Source organism: Streptomyces sp. NBC_00075, from assembly GCF_045041225.1.
Lineage (GTDB): Bacteria > Actinomycetota > Actinomycetes > Streptomycetales > Streptomycetaceae > Streptomyces > Streptomyces adonidis.
Genome location: NZ_CP108243.1, coordinates 7,156,526 through 7,180,814 on the forward strand (window position 1 = coordinate 7,156,526; position 24,289 = coordinate 7,180,814).

Below are 24,289 nucleotides of genomic sequence, written 5' to 3' on the forward strand. Positions count from 1 at the left end.
AGGTGATGGGCGGGGCGTCCGAGTCGTCGTCGGGGCGCCCTGTCCCACTTCGGCGAGAGTGGGGCCGAAGGCGGTCCGGCGGAGTCACGTGGCCGTGCGGGTTCGCCGGGCCGTGGTGATCCGGACGAGGTGTTCGGTCTGGGCGTCGACGGCCTGGGGTCCGTTGCCGGTCAGCAGAGTGTGCGCGTCGTCCCAGACGACCTTGGCGGCGGCGGGGTTCAGGGTGAGGCCGACGTCGTACCCGGCCGCGTCCAGGGCGACATCGACGTAGTAGGGCAGACGGGTGGCTTCGCCGGGCACCTTGGGGTACTGCACCTCCAGCATCATCCGCTCGCCGTGGCGGGGGACCGTGGTGACGCGTGCGCCCTTGTACAGGTGCTGTTCGTCGGTGGTGACGGCGCCTTCGTCGTCGACGCGGTAGCGGGCGGAGGTCAGCGCGACGGGCGCGTGGCAGATGAGGGAGACCGGCACGGCACTCTCCCGGAGGGTGCCCAGCAGCTCGCCCATCCACGGGTTGTCGTGGAAGTCGACCATCGGCGCGTGTCCGCCGGGCATGTGGACGAACGCGAGGTCGTCGAGGGAGAAGTCGTCGCCCGAGTCGCGGTGCCGGCGGATCAGTTCGGGGATCGAGTGGTACTTGCGCTCCGGCAGGGATGCGAAGTCCGCGGCGACCTCGTCCCTGATGGAGGCGGCCTCACGGTCGGTCCTGGGCAGGGCCTCGGAGACCGGGATACGTCCGAGATGCCGCCGGGCGAGGGCCAGTTCGGCGTTACGTCGTTCCAGCAGGGCGGGGTTCTTGGCGCGCAGCGTCTCGGGGTCGGCGTGCTTCGCCGCGCTCTGGATGGTCGTACGAGCGGTGGCACTGCCCAGGCTGCCGGCCGCGTGGAAGTTGAGGGCGAGGCCGTTGATGTCGAGCTGGGGCGGGTTGCCGTCGGGAGTGGCGAGGACGAAGTCGTAGTCGTTCTCGAACTCCGCCATGACCGCGGCGAGTTCGACCAGGAAGAAGCCGGTGGGGAGGCCTGGGTGACCGGCCGGCCTGCTCAGCGGCAGGGTCCGTGCGGAGGACAGGACGAACAGGGCTTGGGGGCGGGGCTCGACGGGACTGGACACCAGGGTTCCTTTCCTTGCGGTTGGTGTGGGTCGAGGGTCAGGCCGGTACGCCGGAGCCGCGCTTGATGAGGGCGTCGAAGGCGCGGGCGGGCAGCAGCCGGCTGAGCAGGATCAGCGGGCGGGCGCCGAAGCCGACGCGGTAGCGGATGTGCGGACGGCGGCTCGTGGCGGCCTTGACCACCGCGTCCGCGATCACGGAAGGGGGAGAGGTCATCCGGGCCCCGTCCCGGGAGCTGCTCTCCAGGGACTTGGCCATGGCCTCGGCCTGTTCGGCGTACGGCCCGTGACCGGAGGTGACGCGCAGCTTGTCGGCCGCGATGGCGCCCCACTCGGTGTGGATCGAGCCGGGCTCGACGAGGACGACGTCGACGCCGAACCGCTTCAGTTCGAGCCGGAGCGCGTCGCTGAGCCCTTCCACGGCGAACTTGCTGGCGTGGTACCAGACCCCCAACGGCGTGGCGAAGCGCCCGCCCATGGAGCTGATGTTGACGATCGTGCCGCTGCGCCGGGTGCGCATGTGGGGCAGCACGAGCTGGGTGAGGTGGGCCAGACCGAAGAGGTTGACGTCGATCTGGGCCCGCGCCTCGTCCAGGGGTACGTCCTCCAGGGCGCCGTAGGAGCCGTAGCCGGCGTTGTTGACCAGGACGTCGATACGCCCCTCGTCCTCGATGATCCTGTCGATCGCGGCCTTCGCCGAGGCGTCGTCGGTGACGTCCAGGGCCAGGGTGCGTACGCCGGCGGCGGCGAGGGCGCCCATCCGGTCGACGCGCCGCGCGGCGCCGTAGACGACGAACCCGGCCTTCCGCAGCCGGAGTGCGGTGGCTTCACCGATACCGGAGGAGGCGCCGGTGACCAGTGCGACTTTGTTCGACATGAGAGTTCCCTTGTTCGTGGCAGGCCCGCTGTGCGGGCCGTCGGCCGGGTGGGCTTCGCGTTGCCACAAACATAAGAGACCGTCGGTCTAAAAACAAGAGACCGGCGGTCTGAAATTTGAGGACTGCAAGGGGCTGCAAGAGACTGCCAGTCTGTAGACTCCGGGCATGACCACGTTCCAGCGGGCGAGGAGTGAGGAACAGCGCCTGGCGCGCAGGCAGACGATCCTCCAGACCGCCGCGGCGATGCTCGTCGAGATGCCGGTCTCCGCGATGAGCCTCAATGAGCTGAGCCGCCGTGTAGGGCTCGCCAAGTCCAACGTGCTGCGCTACTTCGAATCGCGCGAAGCCGTGCTGCTCGACCTGCTCGACCAGAGCGCCCGCGACTTCCTGACGGAATCGGGCGGACAACTCCGCTCACTGGTCGACGAGCGCGACCCTCTGGACGTGAGGACCGAAGCGGTGGCATCCGGGCTGGCCGCGTCCTTCGCCGCCCGGCCGATGCTGTGCGAACTGCTCAGCGCGCAGGCCGGCGTACTGGAGCACAACATCTCCGTCGAGGTCGCGACCCGATACAAGGAGGGCGCCCGCGACAGCCTGCTGGGCCTGGCCGGGTTGCTTCGTGACCTCTTCCCCGAGTTGGACCGACCGCGTTCCGAGCAGGGCGCCAACCTGATCATCGTCCTGATCAGCGGCCTGTGGACCCACACCCACCCCGCGCCCGCGGTACGCGCGGTCTACGACGCCGACCCGAGCTTCGCGTTCATGGACTCGACTTTCGCGGACGCCTTGCATCAGGCGTTGTACGTACTGCTCACGGGCCTGCTGGCCCGTAGATGACTGCCCCCCGGTGGCCCGGAGGGTTCGGAAGACGGGCCTCAGGCTCAGAACTCGTTGCTGCGGTCGATGTCCTCAAGGCACTCGTCGAGGTCGGTGATCCTGTCCCCGACGACCCGGAAGACGATGGAGGCGATCTCGTCGATCCGCCTGCCCTGGCGCTCGGCGGTGAACCGGTGCACGGAGACCGCGTGCCCGCGCCCGTCGACAAGGACGTTCAGCAGTATGGCGCGCAGGGTGCCGTCCGTCTCCTCGGCGAGCCGACGGTACAGGCCGATGATCGCGTCCTGCCCCTTGAAGTCCCCGGAGAGCGGGTGACTGCCAGGGACATGCTGAGCGGCGTCCTCCGCCAGCAGGGTCCGCATGGTGTCCATGTCCCCGCGCGAGAAGGCGTCGTACCCCTTGCGCACGAGGGCTGCGTGCGGGTGCTCAGTCATGGTGATCGCCACCTTTCGGCGTGTGGGCGATGTCCGACTGACGGGGACCATTCTCCTCGGGTTGGGGGTGGTGCGCAGGTCAGGGGCGGGGCCCGCACTGGAGGGGAGAACCAGGGCAAGGCCGGGCGCGGCTTGCGGCACGTCGTTTGCCGGCGTACGCGCGTCCACCGCCGCGGACTTCTCGCCGAACGCCAACTCTCCGTCGGCCACCTGGAAGCAGCATGCGCCACATGGAATCTCGCCCTGGACGACTATCCGTTCGTTCGGCCAGGGCGCGTGGATCAGCGACTACGGAACATGTTCAAGCTGATCCGTCCGCACAGGGGTAATTCGGCGGCGCGGGAACTCTACGAACACGCACGGCTGGTGACTCCCTGCGGCAAGTGCATGCCGGCCGACCAGCTCAGTTGGGGAATCGGTCGAGACACACTAGAGCGATTCGTGCAGCGCCGCTACAGTTGCCGGGTGGCTGAATCCGAGCGGACAACGGACACCAGCGACCTCGGTGAAAACGCACTGGTCGCGGCAGAATACGTGAGTCTACGTTCTGAAATCGTCAAACTCATCGAGCTGCAAGCGCAGTTGGTCTCCCTCACGGTGATCTCAGTGGGTGCCGTGCTCGGCGTCGCGGTCCAGGTCAACAACGCCAGTCTCGCCTTCGTCTACCCGGTACTGGCGCTCATACTGGGCATAGCCTGGCTCAACCATGCGCTCGCCATCCACCGATGCGCCAGATATCTCTCCCAGGATTTCGAACCACGCTGGGGCGACGGCGTGTTGGGGTGGGAGAGGTTTGTCCGCAGGAACCCACTGAGGTTCGGCATGTTCGGTTACTGGGGCATACGGTCAGTATTCATGGGTAGCTCGGTGGTGGCCACCATGATTGGCTGGAGCATGATCGAGGCGGACGCCCTGCAGTTGACCATCGGAGTCATCTCTACTCTTGTGACCGTTGCTACATTGGTCATGTTTGTGATCTGGCGAGAGGATTCACCACAGGATCTGCTCGCCCAAGAGATCGATGTAACCGGTCTGGACACCCCAGTCACACGTGACGATCTGGAACTCGACAATGGTTGAGAATTGATGTGATCGGCTACTACGTTCACCACCTCGGTTCCGGGCATGTGAATCGCGCTGCCGCGATCGCCGCAAGAACCGAGACCACCGTGGCCGCGTTCTCGACCAGCCCCCCGCCGGTGGACTGGGCGGGCCCGTGGATCGCCCTTCCCGACGACGCCGCCGTCCCGGATCAGTTGCTGTCCGACGTCACCGCAGGTGGCACGTTGCACTGGGCTCCACGGCGGCATGAGGGTCTTCGAACCCGGATGGGGATTTTGGGCGACCACCTTGCCCGTGGCGAAATTCGGCTCATGGTCGTCGACGTCTCGGTAGAGGTTTCCATGTTTGCTCGGTTGTACGGAATTCCCGTCATCGTGGTGGGCCAACCCGGCGATCGAAGTGACAGGCCGCATCGAGTGGCTTACGACATGGCCGAGCGACTGCTCGCCCCGTGGCCCGAGTTCGTCGCATCGAACTGGCCCAAGAGGTGGCAGGAGAAGACCGTCCATCTGGGCGCCTTCTCCCGCTTCGACGACAGGGCTGCTGTGCGGACGGAGAGCGGTCGCCGGATCGTGGTGATGTGGGGTTCCGGAGGTTTGGACATCGGGATCGATGACATTCGCCGTGCCGCCAAGGCCAACCCCGACTGGCAGTGGGACGTCCTCGGCCCGTCTGTCACCGGCGCCGGTCTGCCAAACCTTGTCTGGCATGGCTGGGTGGACGATGTCTGGTCGCGCCTCGGCGCAGCCGACATCGTCGTTACCCACGCCGGCCAGAACGCGATCGCAGAAGTCGCCGCCGCCCGGCGTCCAGCCATCGTGGTCCCGCAGAATCGCCCCCACGACGAGCAGCACGCCACCGCTACCGCGCTTCACGACAGCGGAATCGGAGTTGTCGCCACAACGTGGCCGCAGCCGGAGGAGTGGCCGAGCCTGCTGGATCGAGCAATTGCCGTGGGAGGTGCCGGGTGGAGCCGGTGGTCACCCGGTGACGGCGCCCAGCGAGCGGCCACCGTGCTCGACGAACTGGCCGCGTAGCTTTGTGAACGGGCGGCCGTACGAGGCTGCTCCGGTTTCCTCGGCCAGGGCACCGACCCTGAGGCCGAGAGGCCGAGAGGCCGAGAGGCCGAGAGGTCGCGAAGTCCGGCCGAGCGCCGAAAGGCCGGCCAGGGAAACAGCGTCAGAGGGCGGGTAGCGGCCAGGCCGGTTCCAACTCGTGGGCGGTCGGCGAGGCTGTCTCGCGGAGTTGGCCGGCCTCGGCTCCGGGGCCCAGTTCACCATCCCGCTCGGTCGGCAAGCGTGATCCCTTAATGCAGAAGCCCCTGACTCCGAGGGGTTGTAGCGTCAAGCACCGTGAGTACGGATATCCACGGCGCTATCGAGTTCCGCCATCCCGGCGTCGGTACGGACTACTACGAGGACGAGCCCTGGGTCTGTGCAATGGATCTTTGGCCCCTGTACGACCAGACCGACTATGCGGCCTTCGGATGCCTTTTCGGGGTGCGCAACTACGCGGGTTACCGGCCCCTGGCCGCGGAACGTGGCCTGCCCGACGACTTGTCGAGCGGACTGCGCGAGCGACTCCAACCCTGGGTCGCAGAGGGCCACATGTCAGATGCCACCTGGGTCATGTGGGCCGAGATCGCGAGTCTGGATCCCGCAATTGCTCCAGAGCACTACGTTGGCCGGCTCGCATGGTCGTCCCTGGCCATGCCCTCAATTCTCCATCAGCAACTCGTCCCGGCTGAATGGCCCCCCGAGCTGATTGCCACGGTGGGTCCACGACCAGAGCAACTCGAACGAAGCGACCACCATGGCGAGTGGATCAGCGGAGACCTGCTCTGCCGGTACGAGTCGTTGACAGCCGGTTCCATCCTGGGGCCCAGGTCTCATTGGCCGCATGTGTTTGCCGTGATGAAGGCTCTGGCGGATCGCTTCGGTGAGGACGCCGTTCGACTTGTCGTGGCCTTCGACTGACCAAAAGCTCGTGATGGCGCGAAGCGGCACCGCAGGCTCCCTTGAGTGGCTCATCACAGAGATCGCACGAGCTACGCACCCTCGTTGTCACCGTCGCCGCGCAGGGAACGGATCATGCTCTGGAGGATCCGGAACGCGTCCGACTGCTCGGTCTCGGTCAGGCCGGCCAGCATTCCGGCCTCGACGGACCGGACGGCCGCGCTCGCCTTCTCCAGGCTTCGCCGGCCGCGAGGTGTGAGCCGCGTGGGAAGCACCTTCCCGACGGGTGCCGCCGCGGGCCTGGTCACGTAGCCGTCTCGTTCCAGGGCCTGGAGCAGCACGTTCATCGTCTGCCGTGTCACGAACGCGCCCCGCGCCAGCTCGGAGTTGGACAAGCCCGGTCGCTGCGCCAGCAGTTCGAGGCAGGAGTAGTGCGTCACGCTCATCCCGAGCGGGCGCAGCACTTCCTCCATGGCCGCGCGGAGGGCGCTCGACGCCTCTTTGAGCAGGTAGCCCAGTGACGTCTCCAGGTCGACGCCGACACCTTCTTGACTCATGTCAGTATTCTGACATAGCTTGCTGCGTGTCAGGAAACTGACACGACAAGAAGGAGCGTCATCATGCCCGCCACCGGTCCCGACTTCATCTCGCTCCAAGTGCGCGACCTCGACGCTTCGCAGGCGTTCTACGAGCGGTACCTGGGCCTCGTCCGTTCGCCGGCCGGACCTCCGCACGCCGTCGTCTTCGAGACGAAGCCGATCGCGTTCGCACTCCGCGACATCATTCCCGGCACCGACCTCGCATCCGTCGCCCAGCCCGGCATCGGCGTCGCGATCTGGCTCCACGCCACCGACGTCCAGGCCATCCACGACGCGCTCGTCGCCGACGGCCGCACCATCGTCTCCGCACCGATCGACGGCCCCTTCGGCCGGACCTTCACCTTCGCCGACCCCGACGGCTACCAGGTCACGCTCCACGACCGCGCCTGACTGACCCGACGCCACTGGGCGACCGTCGGCGGTTGCGCCCGCGACAGGGTCGACGCGCTGGATGATGGGCGCGCGATGTGCCGTCCGACGGGCAAGGCGCCCGCAAGCATGGCTCGGCTCGGGCTCGGGCACCCCACCCGGACAGTCCGGAAGTCGGAAGAGGGGGGCGGGGACTCAGGCCCAGAACTCGTTGGCCCGGTCGATGTCCTCGACACACTCGTCGAGGTCGGTGACCTTGTCCCCGACGATCCGGAACACGATGGCGCCGGGCTCGTCGATCCGCCTGCCCTGACGCTCGGCGGTGAAGCGGTGCACGGCGACCGCGTGCCCCCGGCCGTCGACGAGGATGTTCATCAGCACGACACGCATACTCCCGGCCGTCTCCTCGGCGAGCCGACGGTACATGTCGATGATCGCGTCCTGCCCCTTGAAGTCCCCGGAGAGGGGATGGCTTCCGGGCACGTGCTGGGTACAGTCCGCCGCCATCAGGCCGCGCAGTGTGTCCATGTCACCGCGCGAGAAGGCGTCGTAGCCCTTGCGCACGAGGGCTGCGTGCGGGTGCTCAGCCATGGTGATCGCCACCTTTCGGTGTGTGGGCGATGTCCGACTGACGGAGACCATTGTCCTCGGGTTGGGGGTGGTGTGCAGGTCATCCCTCACGAACGGCCGGCGGTGCACCGTACAGAGGAGCGACGAATTCCGCGAGATCGCGGAGATACGACAGACCTGGGCGCCCTGAGAGCTGCCTCTCGCCGACGACCGCGAACCCCGAACGGGCCAGCACAGCCCGCGACGCCGCGTTGTCGAGCGTGGTCGCGGCACGCAGGGTGGTCAGCCCGTAGCGATTGGCGGCGAGACCGCACAGTGTCCGTACGGCCCAGGTGGCCAGCCCTCGACCGGCGGCGCGCTCTGCGATCCGGTACCCGAGATCGGCACCGCCGTCCGCCACATCCACGAGATTGACCCGCCCCAGCACCTCACCCTCGGCACCGACGAGCACGTGGAAGTAACAGACCCCGGCCTCCTGCTCGGCGAGCAGCGCACGATGCCGCTCATCGAACCGGGCGAAGTAGTCGTCCCCTCGGTCAGGGATGGACGCGGCGAAATAGCCCCGGTTCTCCTGCTCGAAGGCGAGCAGCGCGGGGGCGTGACCGGGTCGGAGCAGCTGGATCTCGGGCATGGACACGCTCAGGAATATAGGCACCCTGACCACCAGCCGGCCTTCGCTTTTTCCGACACTCCCCCCAGCGTCGACCGCCACGATCCAGCCGGTCCGGCATCTGAGGACGAGCGAGTTCGGCCCGCCTCTTCCCGCCGACCCACCCCACCGCACTTCAGCTCCGGCCGTCACCCTCCAGCCGGTCCGGCGTTTGAGGACGAGCGAGTTCGGCCCGCCTCTTCCCGCCCACCCTGCCGCACCACCCACTCAGCCTGTCCGGCGTTTGAGGACGAGCGCGTTCAGCGCGACAAGGGGGGTCTGGGGGCGCAGCCCTCAGGGATGGGATGGGACGGGTAGGGGCGGCGGGGGCGAAAAACCCACCCCTTACCCCCGAGGCACCCCCGAAGACCCCCGAACCATCAACTCCCCCCGAACCGTCGCGATCCCCCCAGGCGGCGGCTCCTCCCGCCCCATCGCGATCCGCCCCGCCCGAGCCCCCGCCTCCGACAACGGCAACCGCACAGTCGTCAACGAAGGCACCGCATCCACACTGAACGGCAGATCATCGAACCCGGCGACGGACACGTCGTCCGGAATCCGCCGCCCCGAGTCCCGCAGCGCCGCACACGCCCCGATCGCGACGGAGTCGTTCGCGGCGACGACAGCAGTCAAAGAAGGATCCCGCCGCAGCAGCTCCAGCGTGGCCTCGTACCCCGACCGCCGGTCGTACCGCCCATGAACAGTCCACCGGGGATCTTCGGCAATCCCATGGCCGGCCAGCGCCGCCCGGTGCCCCTCCAGCCGATGCCGCGTCGTCGTCCGCTCCTCCGGCCCCGCGATGTACCCCAGCCGCCGATGCCCCAGCCCGATCAGGTGCTCGGTCAGCTCCTGACCCCCACCCCGGTTGTCGAACGTCAGCGCGATGGCGGACGTGTCCGGCGCCGGCGGACGCCCGCACAGCACCACCTTCGTGCCCGCCTCCTCCAGCCGCCGCAGTTTCGCCGAGACCGCCGCGAGGTGCGGCTGGTTCTCCACCGCGCCGCCGGTCAGGACGACTGCCGCCGCACGCTGCCGTTGCAGCAGGGTCAGATACGTCAGCTCACGCTCCGGCGAGCCGCCTGTGTTGCACACCACAGCCAGCCGCTCGCCGCCCGCACGCCCGCCCGGCCCCGACACCTCCGACTGGATCGCGCTCGCCATGATCCCGAAGAACGGGTCGGCGATGTCGTTGACCAGAATCCCGACCAGGTCGGACGTGGCCGCGGCGAGCGCGCTCGCGGGCCCGTTGAGCACGTAGTCCAGCTCGTCCACGGCCCGCAGCACCCGCTCGCGGGTGGTTGCGGCCACGGGGTAGTTCCCGTTCAGTACGCGCGACACCGTCGCGGGCGAGACCTGCGCGCGGGCCGCCACGTCCGCCAGGGTCACCGTCATCTCGTCGTCCTCCGGTCGCGCATCTTGTGATCCGTCGCGTCGCTCACCGCGTCGCTGTAAGTTGTCGTATTTTGCGTCTTCGCGTCCATACAGATGCAGACCCTATGACCTTCGAAGGACCGCCGACGGACTTCGACGGACCTTCGAAGGACCGCCGACGGACCTTCGGCGGAGCCTCGACCGGCCGTCGAGGAACCTGCGGCCCCCCGATTGTTCGCACCCCCGAACAATTCGGCCTCTCTGTGCTCTTGTCCAGACCGCTGCACAGAGGCTAGCTTCTCCCTAGATAGAAAGCGCTTGCTGTAACGCTTGCCAGTAGAGCTGCCGGGGGCGGCTCTCCCACCGGGCGTACGCGGCGCGTCGGCGCGTACAACCGGGTAACCCCGCTAACCCCGCCCCCTGTGGCACCTACGAAGGGAAAGACGTGACACGCAAGACGGTGCGTATCGCCATGAACGGCGTGACCGGGCGCATGGGCTACCGCCAGCACCTGGTCCGCTCCATCCTCGCCATCCGCGAACAGGGCGGTCTCGACCTCGGCGACGGCACCGTGCTGTGGCCGGAACCGATCCTGGTCGGCCGCCGCGAGCATGTGCTCAAGGGCCTCGCCGAGCAGCACGGCCTGGACCCCGCGAACGTCTCCACGGACGTCGACGCGGTCCTCGCCGACCCGACCGTCGAGATCTACTTCGACGCCCAGGTCACCTCCGCCCGCGAGGAGTCGATCAAGAAGGTGATCGCCGCCGGCAAGCACATCTACACCGAGAAGCCGACCGCCACCGGCCTCGACGGCGCCCTCGAACTGGCCCGCCTCGCGAACGCCGCCGGTGTCCGCCACGGCGTCGTCCAGGACAAGCTGTTCCTGCCGGGCCTGCTGAAGCTCAAGCGCCTCATCGACGGGGGCTTCTTCGGCCGCATCCTCTCCATCCGGGGCGAGTTCGGCTACTGGGTCTTCGAGGGCGACTGGCAGAGTGCCCAGCGCCCCAGCTGGAACTACCGTTCCGAGGACGGCGGCGGCATCGTCGTCGACATGTTCCCGCACTGGGAGTACGTGCTCCACGAGCTGTTCGGCCGCGTCAAGTCCGTCCAGGCCCTGACCGCCACCCACATCCCGCAGCGCTGGGACGAGAACGACAAGCCGTACGACGCCACCGCCGACGACGCCGCCTACGGCATCTTCGAGCTGGAGGGCGGCGCGATCGCCCAGATCAACTCCTCCTGGACCGTACGGGTCAACCGCGACGAACTGGTGGAGTTCCAGGTCGACGGGACCGAGGGCTCGGCCGTCGCCGGGCTCCGCAACTGCCGTGTCCAGCACCGCAGTTCCACGCCCAAGCCGGTCTGGAACCCCGACATCCCGGCGACCTACTCCTTCCGCGACCAGTGGCAGGAGATCCCGGACAACGCCGAGTTCGACAACGGCTTCAAGGCCCAGTGGGAGCTGTTCCTCAAGCACGTCTACGCCGACGCGCCCTACCAGTGGGACCTGCTGGCCGGCGCCCGTGGCGTCCAGCTCGCCGAACTGGGCCTGAAGTCCTCCGCGGAGGGCGTCCGTCTCGACGTACCGGAGATCGCGCTGTGACCATCCAACTCCCGGACACCAGTGGAGCGTTGAGCGCGTACGAGCCGCGCTCGACCCCCCTCGCCCTCAGCCCAGGCACCCCCTTCACCTCTCGTACGGTCTACTCGGCGGCCCACGTCGTCGCCGACCCGTACGCCGACGTGTCCCCGGACTCCCCGGCCGCCGTCGACTGGGACGCGACCCTCGCCTTCCGCCGCCACCTCTGGTCCCACGGCCTCGGCGTCGCGGAGGCCATGGACACCGCCCAGCGCGGCATGGGCCTCGACTGGGCGGGCGCGGCCGAGCTGATCCGCCGTTCGGCGGCTGAGGCGAAGGCCGTCGGCGGGCTCATCGCCTGTGGTGTCGGCACCGACCAACTCACCGCCCCCGGCGCCTCCTTGGCGGACATCCGCAAGGCGTACGAGGAGCAGCTCGCCCTCGTCGAGGAGGCGGGCGCCAAGACGATCCTGATGGCGTCCCGGGCCCTCGCCGCCGCCGCGAAGGGGCCCGAGGACTACCTCGACATCTACGGCCACCTGCTCCGGCAGTCCGCCGAGCCCGTGATCCTGCACTGGCTCGGCCCGATGTTCGACCCGGCCCTGGAGGGCTACTGGGGGACGAGCGACCTCGACGCGGCCACCGACACCTTCCTGGACGTCATCGCCGCCCACCCCGACAAGGTCGACGGCATCAAGGTGTCGCTGCTCGACGCCCAGCGCGAGATTGACATCCGGCGCCGCCTTCCGCAGGGCGTGCGCTGCTACACGGGCGACGACTTCAACTACCCCGAGCTGATCGCGGGCGACGAGAAGGGCTTCAGTCACGCCCTGCTGGGGATCTTCGACCCGTTGGGGCCGCTGGCGGCGGAGGCGGTGCACGTCCTCGACACCGGGAACACGGCCGGCTTCCGTGAACTCCTCGACCCCACGGTCGAGTTGTCCCGCCATCTCTTCCAGACGCCGACCCGCTTCTACAAGACGGGGGTCGTGTTCCTGGCCTGGCTCGCGGGCCACCAGTCGCACTTCACCATGGTCGGCGGATTGCAGTCCGCCCGCTCCCTCCCGCACTTCGCCCGCGCCTACCAACTCGCCGACGGCCTGGGCCTGTTCCCCGACCCGAAGCTGGCGGAGGAGCGGATGAAGAACCTGCTGTCCCTGTACGGAGTGGCCCAGTGAGCACCGACGACCTCGCCCGCTTCAGCATCAACCAGATGACGGTCAAGCAGCTGTCGATGCCCGAACTGGTCGATGCCTGCGGCCAGTTGGGCATCGGCAACGTCGGCCTGTGGCGGGAGCCCGTCCAGTCGTACGGCCTGGAGGCGACGGCCAAGCTGATCCGCGACGCGGGCCTGACCGTCACCACCCTCTGCCGCGGCGGCTTCTTCACGGCCATCGACCCGGAGGAGCGGGCCAGGGCGCTGGACGACAACCGCCGCGCCGTCGACGAGGCGGCGACGCTCGGCACGGACACCCTGGTCCTGGTCTCGGGCGGTCTCCCGGCCGGTTCCAAGGACCTGTACGGCGCCCGCGAGCGCATCGCGGACGCCCTGGCGGTCCTGGGCCCGTACGCCGAGAGCCATGGAGTGAAGCTGGCCATCGAGCCGCTCCACCCCATGTACGCCGCCGACCGCTGCGTCGTCTCGACGCTCACCCAGGCCCTCGACCTCGCGGAGCGCTTCCCCGCCCACCAGGTCGGCGTCACGGTGGACACGTACCACATCTGGTGGGACGACAACGCGCCCGCGCAGATCGCCCGCGCCGGCGCCGGTGGCCGTATCCACACCTTCCAACTCGCCGACTGGACAACTCCGTTGCCGGAGGGTGTCCTCAACGGCCGGGGGCAGATCGGCGACGGCTCGATCGACATGCGGGAGTGGAAGACGTATGTCGAGGCCGCCGGTTACACCGGTGCCATCGAGGTCGAGCTGTTCAACGACGCGCTGTGGGCCCGGGACGGGCGCGAGGTGCTTGCGGAGACCGCGGCGCGGTTCGTGGAGCACGTGGCGTAACGGTACGGCCGTCCGTGCCCGGTGAACAGGCGGATCACCGGGCGCGGACGGTTCCCTCTGCTGATGACAACCGCCGCCGACGACTTCAGGCGCGGATCTCGATGCCGTGGGACCGGTCGTCGGTCAGGATCTCCATCAGTGCGCGGTGTTCGGTGCGCAGCCGGTCCACCTTGCCGGTGACCTTGTTGCGGACCTCCAGTTCACAGCTGGTGATCTTGGTGTTGAGGCAGTGCTTGATGCCCCCGGGCGGGTTGTAGTAGTTGAGCCCGACGAACTGCTCCTTCGTGGCGAGGAAGCGGCCGTTGACCGTCACGGTGTCGTCGCCCGTGCTGAAGTCCCAGTGGAAATAGCTGAATTGGGCCTTCGCCGTCAACGCCCGCCGCATCGAGACGAGTTGGTACTCACGGTCGTCGTGACGCAGGACTAGGAAGGTCGCCAGCGGGGTCCGTACCGGGCCGATCTTCGCCCGCGCTGTGACGATCTCCAGGAAGCTGTCGGGGGCGTCGTCGAACCCGGCGACCTGCCCGAAGGCGTAGTAATCCGTGTGCTGGCTCCCCCAGTTGTGGTTCTGGCTGCCGGTCCAGCCGTCCACCTCGACCGTCTCGCCGTCGACCGTCAGCGATCCGTCGAAGCGGGCCAGCGGCATCCCGACCAGGCTCTTGGCCTTGGGGAAGCCGCCCGCGTACATCTTCTGCGGCAGCAGGAACAGCGGCGGCTCGGTGCCCTCGTACGTCAGGTCCCAGCCGATGCCGCCGTTCGGTCCCGTCGCCTCGCCCTTGAGCCGGCCCGGTTCCAGGACGCGGTCGGCGACGCGCGCGCCGAATGCCCCGCGCCGGAAGTCGCATTCGGCGATCGGATGCTCCTCCTTGGCGACCACGTGCCGGCCCGTCACCCCGTCGAAGTACACCGCCCACAGCTCACCGATGGCCGCCTCCGGCATCCCGGCCGGGCTGAAGACGGTGTAGCGGATCCAGAAGGCGCGCGGCTCGGTGGGATGGTTTCCACGCTGGTAGAAGCTCTCGTAGTGGCCCTGCGGCCGGGCCGGGTCGTACTGGACCGTGTTGAGCGGCAGGGTGTGCGGATCGTCCTGGCGCGGCACCATCAGAGGCTCCAAATGCGTTGCTGTGGAAGGGGGGTCGGGGCTGCACTAATGAACGGGATGGCGTGGGCGTCGGTCGTGCAGGGTCATCACCATGCCGTAGCGGGGGCGCAGGGTGATCGTCGCGTGGTCGACGACCCGGTGGGACGGGACGTGCCGGAACTCGTAGCGCTGTAGCAGCGCGGCGAGCAGGAGGTGCGCCTCCATGAGCGCGAAGTGCTTGCCGATGCAGAGGTGCGGGCCCGCGCCGAAGGGCATGTAGGCGAACCGGTGCCGTTTCGGACCGGAGTTCTCCCGGGCCCGGAAGCGGCCGGGGTCGAAGCGTTCCGCGTCGGGCCAGTGCGCCGGATGGCGGTGGATGTTGTGCAGGTTGACCAGGACGCGCGAGCCCGCCGGCATCCGGTGGCCGCCCAACTCGGTGTCCTTCAGGGTCAGTCGGGGCACGATCGGCGCCGACGGATACATCCGCAGCGACTCCTCGAAGACCTGGAGCGTGTACGGCATGGCGCGCAGGTCCTCGACGGTGGGCAGGCGTCCGCCGAGGGCGTCGTCGACCTCGCGCTGCACGGCCGCCAGGACGTCACGGTGGCGGGAGAGGAGGTAGAAGGTCCAGCTGAGGGTGACCGCGGTCGTCTCGTGACCGGCGGCGAAGGTGGTGATCACCTCGTCGCGCAGCTGGCGGTCGTCCATGCCCTGGCCGGTGTCCTCGTCCCGGGCGGCGAGAAGCATGTCCAGCAGGTCGTCGGACCGGACGTCCGCGCTCTCCGACTCCGCCTCGGCCCGGCGTTCGCGGATGATGCGGCGGATCAGCGCGTCGATGCCGTCCATGACCTCCCGGAACCGCCGATTGCGCGGGGTCGGCCAGTGCGTCGGCGGGCTGAAGGGGTTCTGGAGGCGGTCGAACGCGAAGTTGATCGCCACGTCCACGGCGTCCGGCCCGAGTTCGCCGAGCCCCTCGGTGATGTCGGTGCTGAACATGCACCGGCTGACGATGTCGAGCGTCACCCGCATCAGCTCGGTGTGCAGGTCGACGGCGTCACCGGTGCGACAGGTGGCCGCCATGTGGGTCAGCTGGTCCTCGACCGAGGCGGACATCGTACGGAACATCGAGGACAGGGCCTGTTTGCTGTAGATCGGCTGCATCATGCGCCGGTTGGTCATCCAGCTCTCGTGGTCGCTGCTGGTCAGCAGGCCCTCGCCGAGCACCAGGCGCAGCGGGTTGTCGGGGCCGAGCTTGCCGTAGGCGGCGCTGTCGGTCAGCACCTCGCCGGCCAGCTCAGGGCTGGACACCCCGTGCACGGAGACCGGCCCGAGCCGGTACCGGACGAGGTCACCGCCCTCGCGCCAGCCTTCGCGCATCGCGGCGAGGATGTCCCGCCGGAAGGCCGGCACACTGCCGAGCAGGGGCAGTCCGCGTACCTCGGGGGCCAGTTGGTGCTTCACCTGATGGTTCACGTGGCTGCTCATTTGCTGCCGAGGGCGCAGACCCAGCCCAGCGAACGGCGGGGCTCGGCGACGAACCGGGTGTCCTTGAAACCGGCGACATCGAGCAGCGCCACGAGTTCGGCGCCGGACAGGATGCGCAGCCCGTCCTGCTCGGACCGCTCGGTGAAGCGCCGCCCGAACAGCCGCTGGGCGAGCGTCGGTACGGTCGCCGCCTCCCGGCTCATCTCCAGGGTGATCGCCAACTGCCCACCGGACTTGAGGACTCGGTACGCCTCGGCGAGTCCGCGCAGCGGGTCGGGCCAGAAGTAGAAGGTCTCGATCGCGCTGACCCGGTCGAAGGCACCGTCTTCGTACGGAAGTTGGCCCACGTCCCCCTGCCGGATCGCCACCCGCCCCTGCCCGACGGCCGCGGCATTGCGCCGTACGGCCTGCCGGACCATGGTCGCCGAGTAGTCGAGCCCGGCGACGAACCCCAACTCGGCCCGCCGGGCGAGCAGTTCGACGGCCATCCCGCTGCCGCAGCCGAGATCGAGCACATGATGGGTACGGCGGACGTCCAGATGCTCGGCCGACCACCGGGTGAGCCCGCGATGCTGCACGGTCATCAGATGCCCGACCAGGGCACCTGGCGCACCTGCCGGGCGCCGGAAGTTCTCTTGTAGCAGACGGTAGGGACCTCTGGTCAGTGTGTTCGCACCAGGCATGGGGCTCCCCCTCATTTCTCTCTCGGTCTCCACCAGGTTTTACGATCTCTCGCCGTGACGTCCCTCGCGCGGATTTGCGGGGAATTGAGAGCGAGTGTCAGAGATACGCGAGTATCAGGGCTGTGTACGGCACCGCACGTTCCGGTCCAGCCGGTCGAGGTACCGGCGCAGCACCACCCGCCCCGCTCCACCGAGCGGCAGCGTCGGAGCGGCCGACCGATGCCAGGGCAGAGCCGGACCCCCGCCCTCCCCACCCCCGACCAACTGCCGTGCCACATAAGCCCCGTGGGCGATGGACAGCGCCAGCCCGTGCCCGCAGCATCCCCCGATGAACCACATCTCCGGCGTCCCGACGAGCGGCCCCACGACGGGCAGATCGTCAAGAGTGACCCCGATACGGCCGGTCCACTGATGCGTGACGGCGGTTTCGGCGAGGAGCGGATGCAGGCCGCGCATGCGCTCCGCGAGCCACCGCCAGGTCGCAAGGCGGGCCCTGTCGTCCTTCCGCGCCCCGCCAGTGCCAGGAGGCCGCCCCGGCAGCGAGGCCCGCCCGCCCCCCACCACCAACCGCCCGTCAGGCGTCAGCCGGAAGTACGGCGCCAGCCGCGCCACATCGACCAGCGCCGCCCCCGATCCCTCCCCGAGCGCCTCGCGCACCGTCGGCTTCAACGGCTCGGTGGCGATGGCGTGCACCTCGAGCGGGGCGACCGTGCCGACCGGGAGCCCGAGGGCCCCGGCCCCGCCATTGACCGCGAACACCCCGGCGCCCGTACGGAGTTCACCGCGCGGAAAGACCAGCCGGGTGCCGCCGCTGCCGGTACCGGACCGGCCGACGACCGGTGAACGCCCGTACAGCCGGGCGCCGTTGGCCACGCAGACCCGCGCGAGGGCGGCGGTCAGCCGGGCCGGGTCCAGGGTGGCCGCCTGGCGGTGGAGCAGCCCCGCCTGGCACGGCACGTCGATGCGCTCACGCACCCCGGCCGCCGACAGGGGCGGTACGTCCAGGCCGAGGGCGCGATAGGCCGCCGACTGTCCGGACAGCCGGGCCAGTCCCTCCGGTGAGCGGGCGACGACCAGTTGCTCGCCGGTGCGCACGGGCACGTCGAGGGTGCGGCACAGCTCCAGGGCGTCGGCCACCGCGTCCTCGCTGGCCCGGTGCATACGACGGGCCGTGTCCGGGCCGAAGCGGCGGATCGCGCGGTCGACGGGCGGGCCTGCCCGGGGGCCGAGGAGGCCGGTGCCGTGGCCGCTGGCGCCGACCGCCGGATGGCCCGCGTCCACGACGGCGACATCGGCGCCGGGTGCGTACCGCAGCAGGTGGTACGCGGTGGAGAGACCGGCCAGACCGGCACCGACGACAGTGAAGTCGGCGCTCACCAGGCCCCGTACGGAAGGGAGTCGATGATCCTCGGGACGCCCGCCCCGCCACGGCGGAGCCACCACCACAGGCACCCCCGGGTACGACCGCCGCTCACCCATGCCGTGCCCCGCTCCGCCCATGAAAGCCCCGGTCGTACCAGAGCAGCGGATGCCCGGTGCCGGTGTGGGCGGCGAGTACCTCGCCGACGACCAAGTGGTGGTCGCCGTACGCCCGTACGTCCGTCACCGCGCACACGGACCAGGCGAGGGCGTCGGTGCGGACGGGCACGCCATGGACGTACTCCGCCTGTTCCTCGCCGAAGCGGTCGGCGGCCGTGGCGAGGGGATCGGCGCAGCGCTCGGCCCAGGGGCGGTGCCGTTCGTCGAGGACGTGCAGGGCGAAGGAGCCGTGGTCGCGGAGGGCGGCGAGGGTGCGGGAGGCGTTGGCCAGGCACAGGGACATCAGGGCCGGTGCCGCCGAGACGGCCGCCGCCGAGGAGACCGTCGCGCAGGCCGGCCGGCCGTCGGCACCCCGGGTGGTCACGACGCACACGCCGGACGCCAACTTGGCGTACATGTCGAGGCATTGGGCGACACCGGGCCGCGTCGCCAGGGACGGCAAGGAGGACAGGGACGACACCGGGTCAGCCATGCCGGGACGCGGCGAGGTCCAGGGGGCTCATCGGGGTCACCCGGCCCATGAGCCCTTCGAGGATGCGCAGGATGTTGTCCCGCAGCGTGCTCTCGGCCACGGGATCGAGGATCTCCGCGAGGGAGGGGATGCCGAGATCGAAATCGGACCGGAAGGTGACCACGGCACCCTCGCTCCGCTCCTCGCACACCCAGGAGCCCTGGAAGACCTCGAAGTCGCCCTTGATCTGGTCGAACTCGACGGTCAGTGTCTCCGGGACGAACCGGTCGCGTTCGCTCCACCGCATCAGCCCGTTGCGGAAGATGACACTCCAGTCCGACCGGAGCGAGCCGTCGGCCTCCGGCGGATGCACGACGACCTCGTTCACCTTGTCGGTCAGCTCGGGATAGCGGCGGAAGTCGCAGATCAGCTCGTACGCCTGCCGGGCCGTGCGCTCCTCGGCGATCACCTGGACGATTACTTCGCGCATACGCGATGTACTCCTTTTGATTCAGAGGATGTTGGTTTCCCGCCCGAGCCGCCACAACGCACTCGGCCGCACTCCACCCTGAAAGGCGATGTACTCGGGCAGCACGGCATGCGGCGCCCATTTCTCCTTGTATTCGAGCTGCGCGGCGGCCGGATAGACCCGCTCGCCACGCTCCCCGAGAAGACGCACGACACACGCCACCATGCCACTTGCGCCGGGTGCCTCAAGGGACGGTTCAAGCCCGACGAAGGGAGTGAATCCGAAATGCAGCCACTCGCCGCCCTCTCCGATGAACCGCTCGATGGCGGTCGAGTTGAGGAGTTCCATGGTGCCGGGTGGGGCGTCGGCGCGACGGCGACTGAGATCGTGCAGCCGGCCCGGGCGGCTGCCGAAGGCGGGGGAGTAGCTGATGTACGCCACGATCCGTCCGTTGACGGTACCGGTGAAGACCCGTTGATGTTTCTGCTCGGGTCCACCGCGTTCCCCGACGAGAAAGCGGAGTTCCTTCGCGTGTTTCCCTTTCCCGAGGAGCCATTCCCGGTCGATGAGATCGAGTTCGCCCGAAACGTCCGAGAGGTCGACCTCGGTGACCTCCACCCCCGCCCGCCGGGCCCGGGAGATCTTGTTCCGCAGCCGCACGAACGGTGACCCGCGCAGGGTGAACCGCGCCAGATCGACGGCGTACGAAGACCCCATCTGGTTCACGGTGAACCCGTGGTCCGCGTACAACCGGGCGTCCTCGGCCTGGAGTTGTACGGCGATGACGCGCCGCCGTCCGCCCGCGGCCCGGTCGAGGAAGGCGTCCAGCAGCCCGGCGCGGTCGCCGGGGGCGGCGAAGGGACCGCCGAGCTGAAGCAGATGCCGTCCCGCCGGACGGAAGGCGCAGACGCCGTCGTACCGATCGTCGACGAAGAACTCGTTCCCGCTGTTGAGGGCGAGAAAGGCACTGGGATTGTCGGCGTGGGCCGACACCAGATCAAACGCGGACGGCATCGCTCCCCTTCCCGTCGTAGGCCCGCTGGAACGCTGCGAAGTCCGGATGGGTGCACGGCTCGAAGGGCACCCCGAAGGGTTTGAGGGAGTTCCCGAAGAGGGCCCGGTCGCCCATGAGATGGATAGGCAGGGCGAGCAACGCCCATTCCGCACCCACCAGCCAGCTCCACAGCCCCGCGAAAATCGCCCAGGTGACCAGTGAGTGCATGAGGTTGTAGGCGACGTAGTATCCGCGCCCGACCCGCCCGTCCGGGCTTCTTCGACAGGCGATGGCGCCCGGGACGTACCCGATGAGATCGATGACGAGAAACAGGGAGACGAAAAGCCACCAGCGGATCTCGGAAAGATGCGTCAGAGCGGCGACGGAGGAAACGGCGAGAGCGACCGACCACTCAAGTCGGGCGAGCCGAGACGTGGTTCTGGTGTAGAAGAGATTCCTGGCATCCACAAAGGCCCCCGTACACCCGGAGTGAGACATTCTCACCTGTCTTACGGCCCGGGGACGGGGCGTCCCTCGCGGGAATGTCGGACCCGGGTCAGTTCCCCGGCGGAGGCCCGTAGAGCTCGGCGGGATCGCCCCCGAGAGCGGCCTTCACGAAGCGGCTGGGGTCGTCGACCAGGACCTCGATGGTGCCGGCCTGTACGCCGTCGAGGCTGGCCCGGGCGACTTCGGTCGGGTCGATCATGGGAACGTCGCGTCCCGCCATCATGTCGGTGTCCGCGGCGCCCAGATGCACACCCTGGACAAGGGTCCGCTGACCGGCGAGCTCCAGGCGCACACCGTTGGTCATGTTCCACTCCGCGGCCTTGGCCACGGCGTAGGACCCCGTCCCTTCGGTGGCGACCCACGACAGCACGGACAGGATGTTCACGATCGCCCCTCCACCGCCCGCGGCGAGGGCAGGCGCGAAGGCGCGAATGACCCGGAGCGTGCCGAAGAGGTGGGTCTCCAGGTCCTCCCGGACGGTGTCCAGGTCGTCGGTCATGAGGTTGGCCCCGGTCGCGATGCCGGCGTTGTTGACCAGCAACGTGACGTCCTGTGCCGCCTCGGCGGCGTTCACGATCGACTTCTCGTCCAGCAGGTCCAGGTACAGCGGTGTGACCCGCGGGTCGGACGTGTCGATCAGCTCCGGGCGGCGGGCGGTCGCGTAGACCTTCCTGGCTCCCCGGGCCAGCAGTTGATCGACGAAGCGTCGACCGATCCCGCGATTGGCGCCTGTCACGAGCGCGGTGGAACCGGCGATGTCCATGTTCGTTCCTTTCGGCGGGCGGTGGGAGATCGCGTCCGCCCGGTGCCGCCTACGCTAAAACCTGACGTCAACGTGAAGGGCAAGTCGTGACGGGCGACAGCGCGAGCAGCGGGAGGGGCCGGATGCGTATCGGCGGACTGGCCCAGAAGGCCGGAGTCAGCACGCGTGCGCTGCGGTACTACGAGGAGCAGGGCCTGCTGTGTCCCCAGCGCACGGCCAGTGGCCAGCGCGTCTACCCGGAGTCGGCCGTGGACCGCGTGGGGCTCATCCAGGAGCTCTACACGGCCGGACTCGGCAGCCGTCTGATCGCGACCCTGTTGCCCGCCATCGACGCCCAGCACGTCGGCCCCGAGATGCTGGAGCGCCTGCTCGACGAACGTGCCCGGATCGGGGCCAAGGTCACCGAACTACAGGCGGCAGGCCGTCGACTCGACCTGCTGATCAGTCTCGCCACGAGCCCGGGCGCACAGCCGTGCCCGGCCTCACTGGACCAGGCGCTCACCGGAGGCTCCGCCTGAGCCCGAAACCGCCTCAGCCCGAAGGCGATGAAAAAAATCTTGGTTCCCCGTACAACCCTCCCCCCACCTCGCCGGTCGTACATGGCATCAGGACTTCTGGAGGGGGATCTGGGGGGATCGCTGGGGTTCTGATGTGGAGGGGAAGCCGAGGGGGCCCGGTCGACGGACCGGGCCCCCTCGAAGCTGTTCCCGGCCGTACCCCGTATCCCGTTCCGGTGGCGCACGGCGCGGCGGTCCGGGGAGACTGGACCGGCGGAGACAAAGGAGGCGTCAGCCATGTCACTCGCCCGCGTCCACAACTTCACGATCTCGCTCGACGGCTTCGGCACCGGTGAGGGGCTGACCCGTGATGCGCCGTTCGGCCACGCCGGCGAGCGGCTGCACCAGTGGATGTTCACCACCCGGTTCTGGCACGAGATGACCGGCCAGTCCGGCGGGACCGGCGGTATCGACGACGCCTTCGCACAGCAGTTCGCGCCCGGGATCGGCGCCGAGATCATGGGCGCCGGGAAGTTCGGCCCGCCCGGCTGGCACGAGGACCCGGACTGGAAGGGGTGGTGGGGGCCCAACCCGCCCTTCCACACACCGACCTTCGTCCTCACCCATCACACGCGCCCGCCGATCGAGATGGAGGGCGGTACGACGTTCCACTTCCTCGACACGTCACCCGCCGAGGCGCTCGAAACGGCCCGCAAGGCCGCGGACGGCCAGGACGTACGCATCGGCGGCGGGCCCACCGTCGTCCGCGACTTCCTCGCCGCCGGACTCGTCGACCACCTGCACGTCGTGGTGGCCCCGGTGCTGCTGGGCCGGGGCGTACGCCTCTGGGACGGCCTGGAGGACATCGAGAAGGACTACGAGGTCGAGGCCACGTCCTCACCCACCGGGGTCACGCATGTGACCTTCACTCGTGCGGCCCGCTGAAGCGCCGCACACCACCGGCCTCGACTCAGAAGAAGACCCCGCACCGCAGCAGCACATTCGCGTACGGCCGTGCCTCCCCCGTCCGTACGACCAGTCGCGCCCCCGCCGACAGCTCCTTCAGCCGCTCGTGCGAGACGAGGGTGAGGCCGCCGTCGGGAAAGTGCCCGTCCAGCAGCTTCGCGGCCCCCGGATTGGCTCCCCGTACCTCCGCCGCCGCTGTCGCGCCCTCCACGACCAGCTCCGTCAGCAACCCGTCGAGCACCTCCGCGAAGGACGGCACCCCGGCCCGGAAGGCCAGGTCGACGACGCGCGGCCCGGCCGGGATCGGCATACCGGCATCGCACACCAGCACCCCGTCCCCGTGCCCCAACTCGGCGAGCGCGCCCGCGAGATGACGGTTCAGGATTCCGCCGCGCTTCACTGGAACTCGCCTCGTCCGGTCCCGCCGGTTGGCTCTCCCCGCCCGTCTTTCCGGCCGGGGGTCCGGGGGTTGTCCCCCGGGAAAGCACAGTACAGAGCCTCGACCTCCTCAGCGGTGGGAAAGGAGTCCTGGGCCCCGGCCCGCGTCACCGCGACCGCGCCCACCCGGGCCGCGTACGCCGCCGCCTCCGCCAACGACTCGCCCGCGCCCAGCCGCCAGGCCAGTGCCGCGGTGAACGCGTCGCCCGCCCCGGTCGTGTCCACGGCCTCCACCGGCATCGACGGCACCCGCACCCGCTCCCCGGCCCGTACGGCGACCAACGCGCCCTCCGCGCCCAGTGTGATGACGACCGAGCGCGGCCCGAGCGCGAGCAGCGTCTTCGCCCAGTCCTCCGGCGAGTCGCCCAACTCGGCGTCCGCACCGGCGATCACCCGGGCCTCGTGCTCGTTCACGATCAACGGGTCGCAGGCGGCCAGGACTTCACGCGGCAGCGGGCGGGGCGGGGAGGGATTCAGCACGAACCGGCCCTCGGGAGCCAGGTTCCGTACGACCTCCACCACCGACTCCAGCGGAATCTCCAGCTGCGCCGACACCACCCGCGAGGCCTGGAACAGGCTCCCGGCGGCCCGGACGTCCTCGGCGACCAGCCGCCCGTTGGCGCCCGGTGACACCACGATGCTGTTGTCGCCGGACGGGTCCACCGTGATCAGCGCGACCCCCGTCGGCGCCCCGCCGACCAGCACCCCCACCGTGTCGACTCCGGCGCCCCGCATCGAGTCCAGCAGCAGTCGGCCGTGGCCGTCGTTGCCGACCCGTGCCAGGAGCGCCGTACGGGCCCCCAACCGGGCGGCGGCGACCGCCTGGTTGGCGCCCTTGCCGCCCGGGTGGACCACCAGGTCGGAACCGAGCACCGTCTCACCGGCCGCGGGCCGCCGCTCGACCACGGTCACCAGGTCGGCGTTGGCCGATCCCACGACCAGCAGGTCGTAGTCGTACATGAACTGTCTCCCCATACACATCAGTTGTACCGGCC

At 69.2% G+C, this 24,289-nt stretch carries 28 protein-coding genes; 10 read left to right on the plus strand and 18 right to left on the minus strand.

Annotated features, from left to right (window positions below; translation table 11 throughout):
- Positions 1–84: 84 nt before the first annotated feature.
- Together OG787_RS31355 and OG787_RS31360 are read right to left on the minus strand one after the other, a co-directional pair.
- Complete coding sequence (locus OG787_RS31355; RefSeq protein WP_405537341.1) at positions 85–1,110, minus strand: hypothetical protein; 1,026 nt, start codon at positions 1,108–1,110, stop codon at positions 85–87.
- A gap of 37 nt (positions 1,111–1,147) precedes the next feature.
- Positions 1,148–1,984, minus strand: a complete 837-nt coding sequence (locus OG787_RS31360; protein WP_405537342.1) for an oxidoreductase — start codon at positions 1,982–1,984, stop codon at positions 1,148–1,150.
- A gap of 166 nt (positions 1,985–2,150) precedes the next feature.
- Between OG787_RS31360 and OG787_RS31365 the strand changes: the two genes are divergently transcribed.
- On the plus strand, positions 2,151–2,822 hold the full coding sequence (locus OG787_RS31365) for a TetR family transcriptional regulator (RefSeq protein ID WP_369036031.1): 672 nt from the start codon (positions 2,151–2,153) through the stop codon (positions 2,820–2,822).
- Between the two features lie 44 nt (positions 2,823–2,866).
- Here the strand turns inward: OG787_RS31365 and OG787_RS31370 are convergent, their stop codons facing one another.
- Positions 2,867–3,256 carry a nuclear transport factor 2 family protein gene (locus OG787_RS31370; RefSeq protein ID WP_405537343.1) on the minus strand — a complete coding sequence of 130 codons (390 nt, stop codon included), beginning with the start codon at positions 3,254–3,256 and terminating at the stop codon, positions 2,867–2,869.
- 297 nt (positions 3,257–3,553) lie between these two features.
- On the opposite strand from OG787_RS31370, the gene OG787_RS31375 reads away from it, so the two are divergent.
- The 3 genes from OG787_RS31375 (at position 3,554) to OG787_RS31385 (ending at position 6,294) form a co-directional block, all read left to right on the plus strand.
- Entirely contained in the window at positions 3,554–4,336 is a 783-nt protein-coding gene (locus tag OG787_RS31375; RefSeq protein WP_405537344.1) for a hypothetical protein, read from the plus strand.
- A gap of 8 nt (positions 4,337–4,344) precedes the next feature.
- Positions 4,345–5,355 (plus strand): glycosyltransferase, encoded by a 1,011-nt coding sequence (locus OG787_RS31380; RefSeq protein WP_369036028.1) that lies wholly within the window; start codon positions 4,345–4,347, stop codon positions 5,353–5,355.
- A 315-nt stretch (positions 5,356–5,670) separates the two neighbouring features.
- Positions 5,671–6,294 (plus strand): hypothetical protein, encoded by a 624-nt coding sequence (locus OG787_RS31385; protein WP_369036027.1) that lies wholly within the window; start codon positions 5,671–5,673, stop codon positions 6,292–6,294.
- Between the two features lie 71 nt (positions 6,295–6,365).
- Here OG787_RS31385 and OG787_RS31390 read toward each other — a convergent pair whose 3' ends face one another.
- Positions 6,366–6,830, minus strand: coding sequence for a MarR family winged helix-turn-helix transcriptional regulator (locus OG787_RS31390; RefSeq protein ID WP_369036026.1), 465 nt, complete (start codon positions 6,828–6,830; stop codon positions 6,366–6,368).
- A 63-nt stretch (positions 6,831–6,893) separates the two neighbouring features.
- On the opposite strand from OG787_RS31390, the gene OG787_RS31395 reads away from it, so the two are divergent.
- The gene (locus OG787_RS31395; RefSeq protein WP_369036025.1) at positions 6,894–7,262 is read left to right on the plus strand and encodes a VOC family protein; all 369 of its coding nucleotides are present in this window, start codon (positions 6,894–6,896) and stop codon (positions 7,260–7,262) included.
- 174 nt (positions 7,263–7,436) lie between these two features.
- Here the strand turns inward: OG787_RS31395 and OG787_RS31400 are convergent, their stop codons facing one another.
- The 3 genes from OG787_RS31400 to OG787_RS31410 form a co-directional block, all read right to left on the minus strand.
- Positions 7,437–7,832 carry a nuclear transport factor 2 family protein gene (locus OG787_RS31400; protein ID WP_405537346.1) on the minus strand — a complete coding sequence of 132 codons (396 nt, stop codon included), beginning with the start codon at positions 7,830–7,832 and terminating at the stop codon, positions 7,437–7,439.
- 79 nt (positions 7,833–7,911) lie between these two features.
- The gene (locus OG787_RS31405; protein WP_369036039.1) at positions 7,912–8,442 is read right to left on the minus strand and encodes a GNAT family N-acetyltransferase; all 531 of its coding nucleotides are present in this window, start codon (positions 8,440–8,442) and stop codon (positions 7,912–7,914) included.
- Positions 8,443–8,805: 363 nt separating this feature from the next.
- On the minus strand, positions 8,806–9,852 hold the full coding sequence (locus tag OG787_RS31410; protein ID WP_405537347.1) for a LacI family DNA-binding transcriptional regulator: 1,047 nt from the start codon (positions 9,850–9,852) through the stop codon (positions 8,806–8,808).
- A 424-nt stretch (positions 9,853–10,276) separates the two neighbouring features.
- Between OG787_RS31410 and OG787_RS31415 the strand changes: the two genes are divergently transcribed.
- The 3 genes from OG787_RS31415 to OG787_RS31425 are packed head-to-tail and all read left to right on the plus strand — an operon-like array spanning position 10,277 to position 13,421.
- A complete protein-coding gene (locus OG787_RS31415) occupies positions 10,277–11,434 on the plus strand; it encodes a Gfo/Idh/MocA family protein (protein ID WP_405537348.1) in 1,158 nt (385 codons plus the stop codon).
- Complete coding sequence (locus OG787_RS31420; protein ID WP_405537349.1) at positions 11,431–12,588, plus strand: dihydrodipicolinate synthase family protein; 1,158 nt, start codon at positions 11,431–11,433, stop codon at positions 12,586–12,588. Before OG787_RS31415 ends, OG787_RS31420 begins: the two co-directional genes overlap by 4 nt.
- Positions 12,589–12,623: 35 nt before the next feature.
- Complete coding sequence (locus OG787_RS31425) at positions 12,624–13,421, plus strand: sugar phosphate isomerase/epimerase family protein (RefSeq protein ID WP_405540645.1); 798 nt, start codon at positions 12,624–12,626, stop codon at positions 13,419–13,421.
- A gap of 85 nt (positions 13,422–13,506) precedes the next feature.
- Here OG787_RS31425 and OG787_RS31430 read toward each other — a convergent pair whose 3' ends face one another.
- The 9 genes from OG787_RS31430 to OG787_RS31470 all read right to left on the minus strand — a co-directional run bounded on the left by OG787_RS31430 (position 13,507) and on the right by OG787_RS31470 (position 21,393).
- On the minus strand, positions 13,507–14,523 hold the full coding sequence (locus tag OG787_RS31430; RefSeq protein WP_405537350.1) for a hypothetical protein: 1,017 nt from the start codon (positions 14,521–14,523) through the stop codon (positions 13,507–13,509).
- 45 nt (positions 14,524–14,568) lie between these two features.
- The gene (locus OG787_RS31435; protein ID WP_405537351.1) at positions 14,569–15,975 is read right to left on the minus strand and encodes a cytochrome P450; all 1,407 of its coding nucleotides are present in this window, start codon (positions 15,973–15,975) and stop codon (positions 14,569–14,571) included.
- 8 nt (positions 15,976–15,983) lie between these two features.
- Positions 15,984–16,571, minus strand: a complete 588-nt coding sequence (locus OG787_RS31440) for a class I SAM-dependent methyltransferase (protein ID WP_369036017.1) — start codon at positions 16,569–16,571, stop codon at positions 15,984–15,986.
- 213 nt (positions 16,572–16,784) lie between these two features.
- Complete coding sequence (locus tag OG787_RS31445) at positions 16,785–18,149, minus strand: NAD(P)/FAD-dependent oxidoreductase (RefSeq protein WP_405537352.1); 1,365 nt, start codon at positions 18,147–18,149, stop codon at positions 16,785–16,787.
- Positions 18,142–18,681, minus strand: a complete 540-nt coding sequence (locus tag OG787_RS31450; RefSeq protein WP_369036015.1) for a flavin reductase family protein — start codon at positions 18,679–18,681, stop codon at positions 18,142–18,144. The genes OG787_RS31445 and OG787_RS31450 overlap by 8 nt, the downstream gene beginning before the upstream one ends.
- Positions 18,674–19,150 carry an SRPBCC family protein gene (locus OG787_RS31455; RefSeq protein WP_369036014.1) on the minus strand — a complete coding sequence of 159 codons (477 nt, stop codon included), beginning with the start codon at positions 19,148–19,150 and terminating at the stop codon, positions 18,674–18,676. The genes OG787_RS31450 and OG787_RS31455 overlap by 8 nt, the downstream gene beginning before the upstream one ends.
- Before the next feature lie 21 nt (positions 19,151–19,171).
- Complete coding sequence (locus OG787_RS31460) at positions 19,172–20,143, minus strand: bifunctional lysylphosphatidylglycerol flippase/synthetase MprF (protein WP_405537353.1); 972 nt, start codon at positions 20,141–20,143, stop codon at positions 19,172–19,174.
- Positions 20,127–20,591 (minus strand): hypothetical protein, encoded by a 465-nt coding sequence (locus OG787_RS31465; protein ID WP_369036012.1) that lies wholly within the window; start codon positions 20,589–20,591, stop codon positions 20,127–20,129. The genes OG787_RS31460 and OG787_RS31465 overlap by 17 nt, the downstream gene beginning before the upstream one ends.
- A gap of 88 nt (positions 20,592–20,679) precedes the next feature.
- Complete coding sequence (locus OG787_RS31470; protein WP_405537354.1) at positions 20,680–21,393, minus strand: SDR family oxidoreductase; 714 nt, start codon at positions 21,391–21,393, stop codon at positions 20,680–20,682.
- Between the two features lie 86 nt (positions 21,394–21,479).
- On the opposite strand from OG787_RS31470, the gene OG787_RS31475 reads away from it, so the two are divergent.
- A complete protein-coding gene (locus OG787_RS31475) occupies positions 21,480–21,911 on the plus strand; it encodes a MerR family transcriptional regulator (protein WP_405537355.1) in 432 nt (143 codons plus the stop codon).
- 276 nt (positions 21,912–22,187) lie between these two features.
- Positions 22,188–22,835: a dihydrofolate reductase family protein gene (locus OG787_RS31480; protein WP_369036009.1), complete on the plus strand. Its 648-nt coding sequence runs from the start codon at positions 22,188–22,190 to the stop codon at positions 22,833–22,835.
- 25 nt (positions 22,836–22,860) lie between these two features.
- Here the strand turns inward: OG787_RS31480 and rbsD are convergent, their stop codons facing one another.
- Positions 22,861–23,256: a D-ribose pyranase gene (gene rbsD / locus OG787_RS31485; protein WP_369036008.1), complete on the minus strand. Its 396-nt coding sequence runs from the start codon at positions 23,254–23,256 to the stop codon at positions 22,861–22,863.
- Positions 23,253–24,254, minus strand: coding sequence for a ribokinase (locus OG787_RS31490; RefSeq protein WP_405540646.1), 1,002 nt, complete (start codon positions 24,252–24,254; stop codon positions 23,253–23,255). Before OG787_RS31490 ends, rbsD begins: the two co-directional genes overlap by 4 nt.
- Positions 24,255–24,289: the final 35 nt, after the last annotated feature.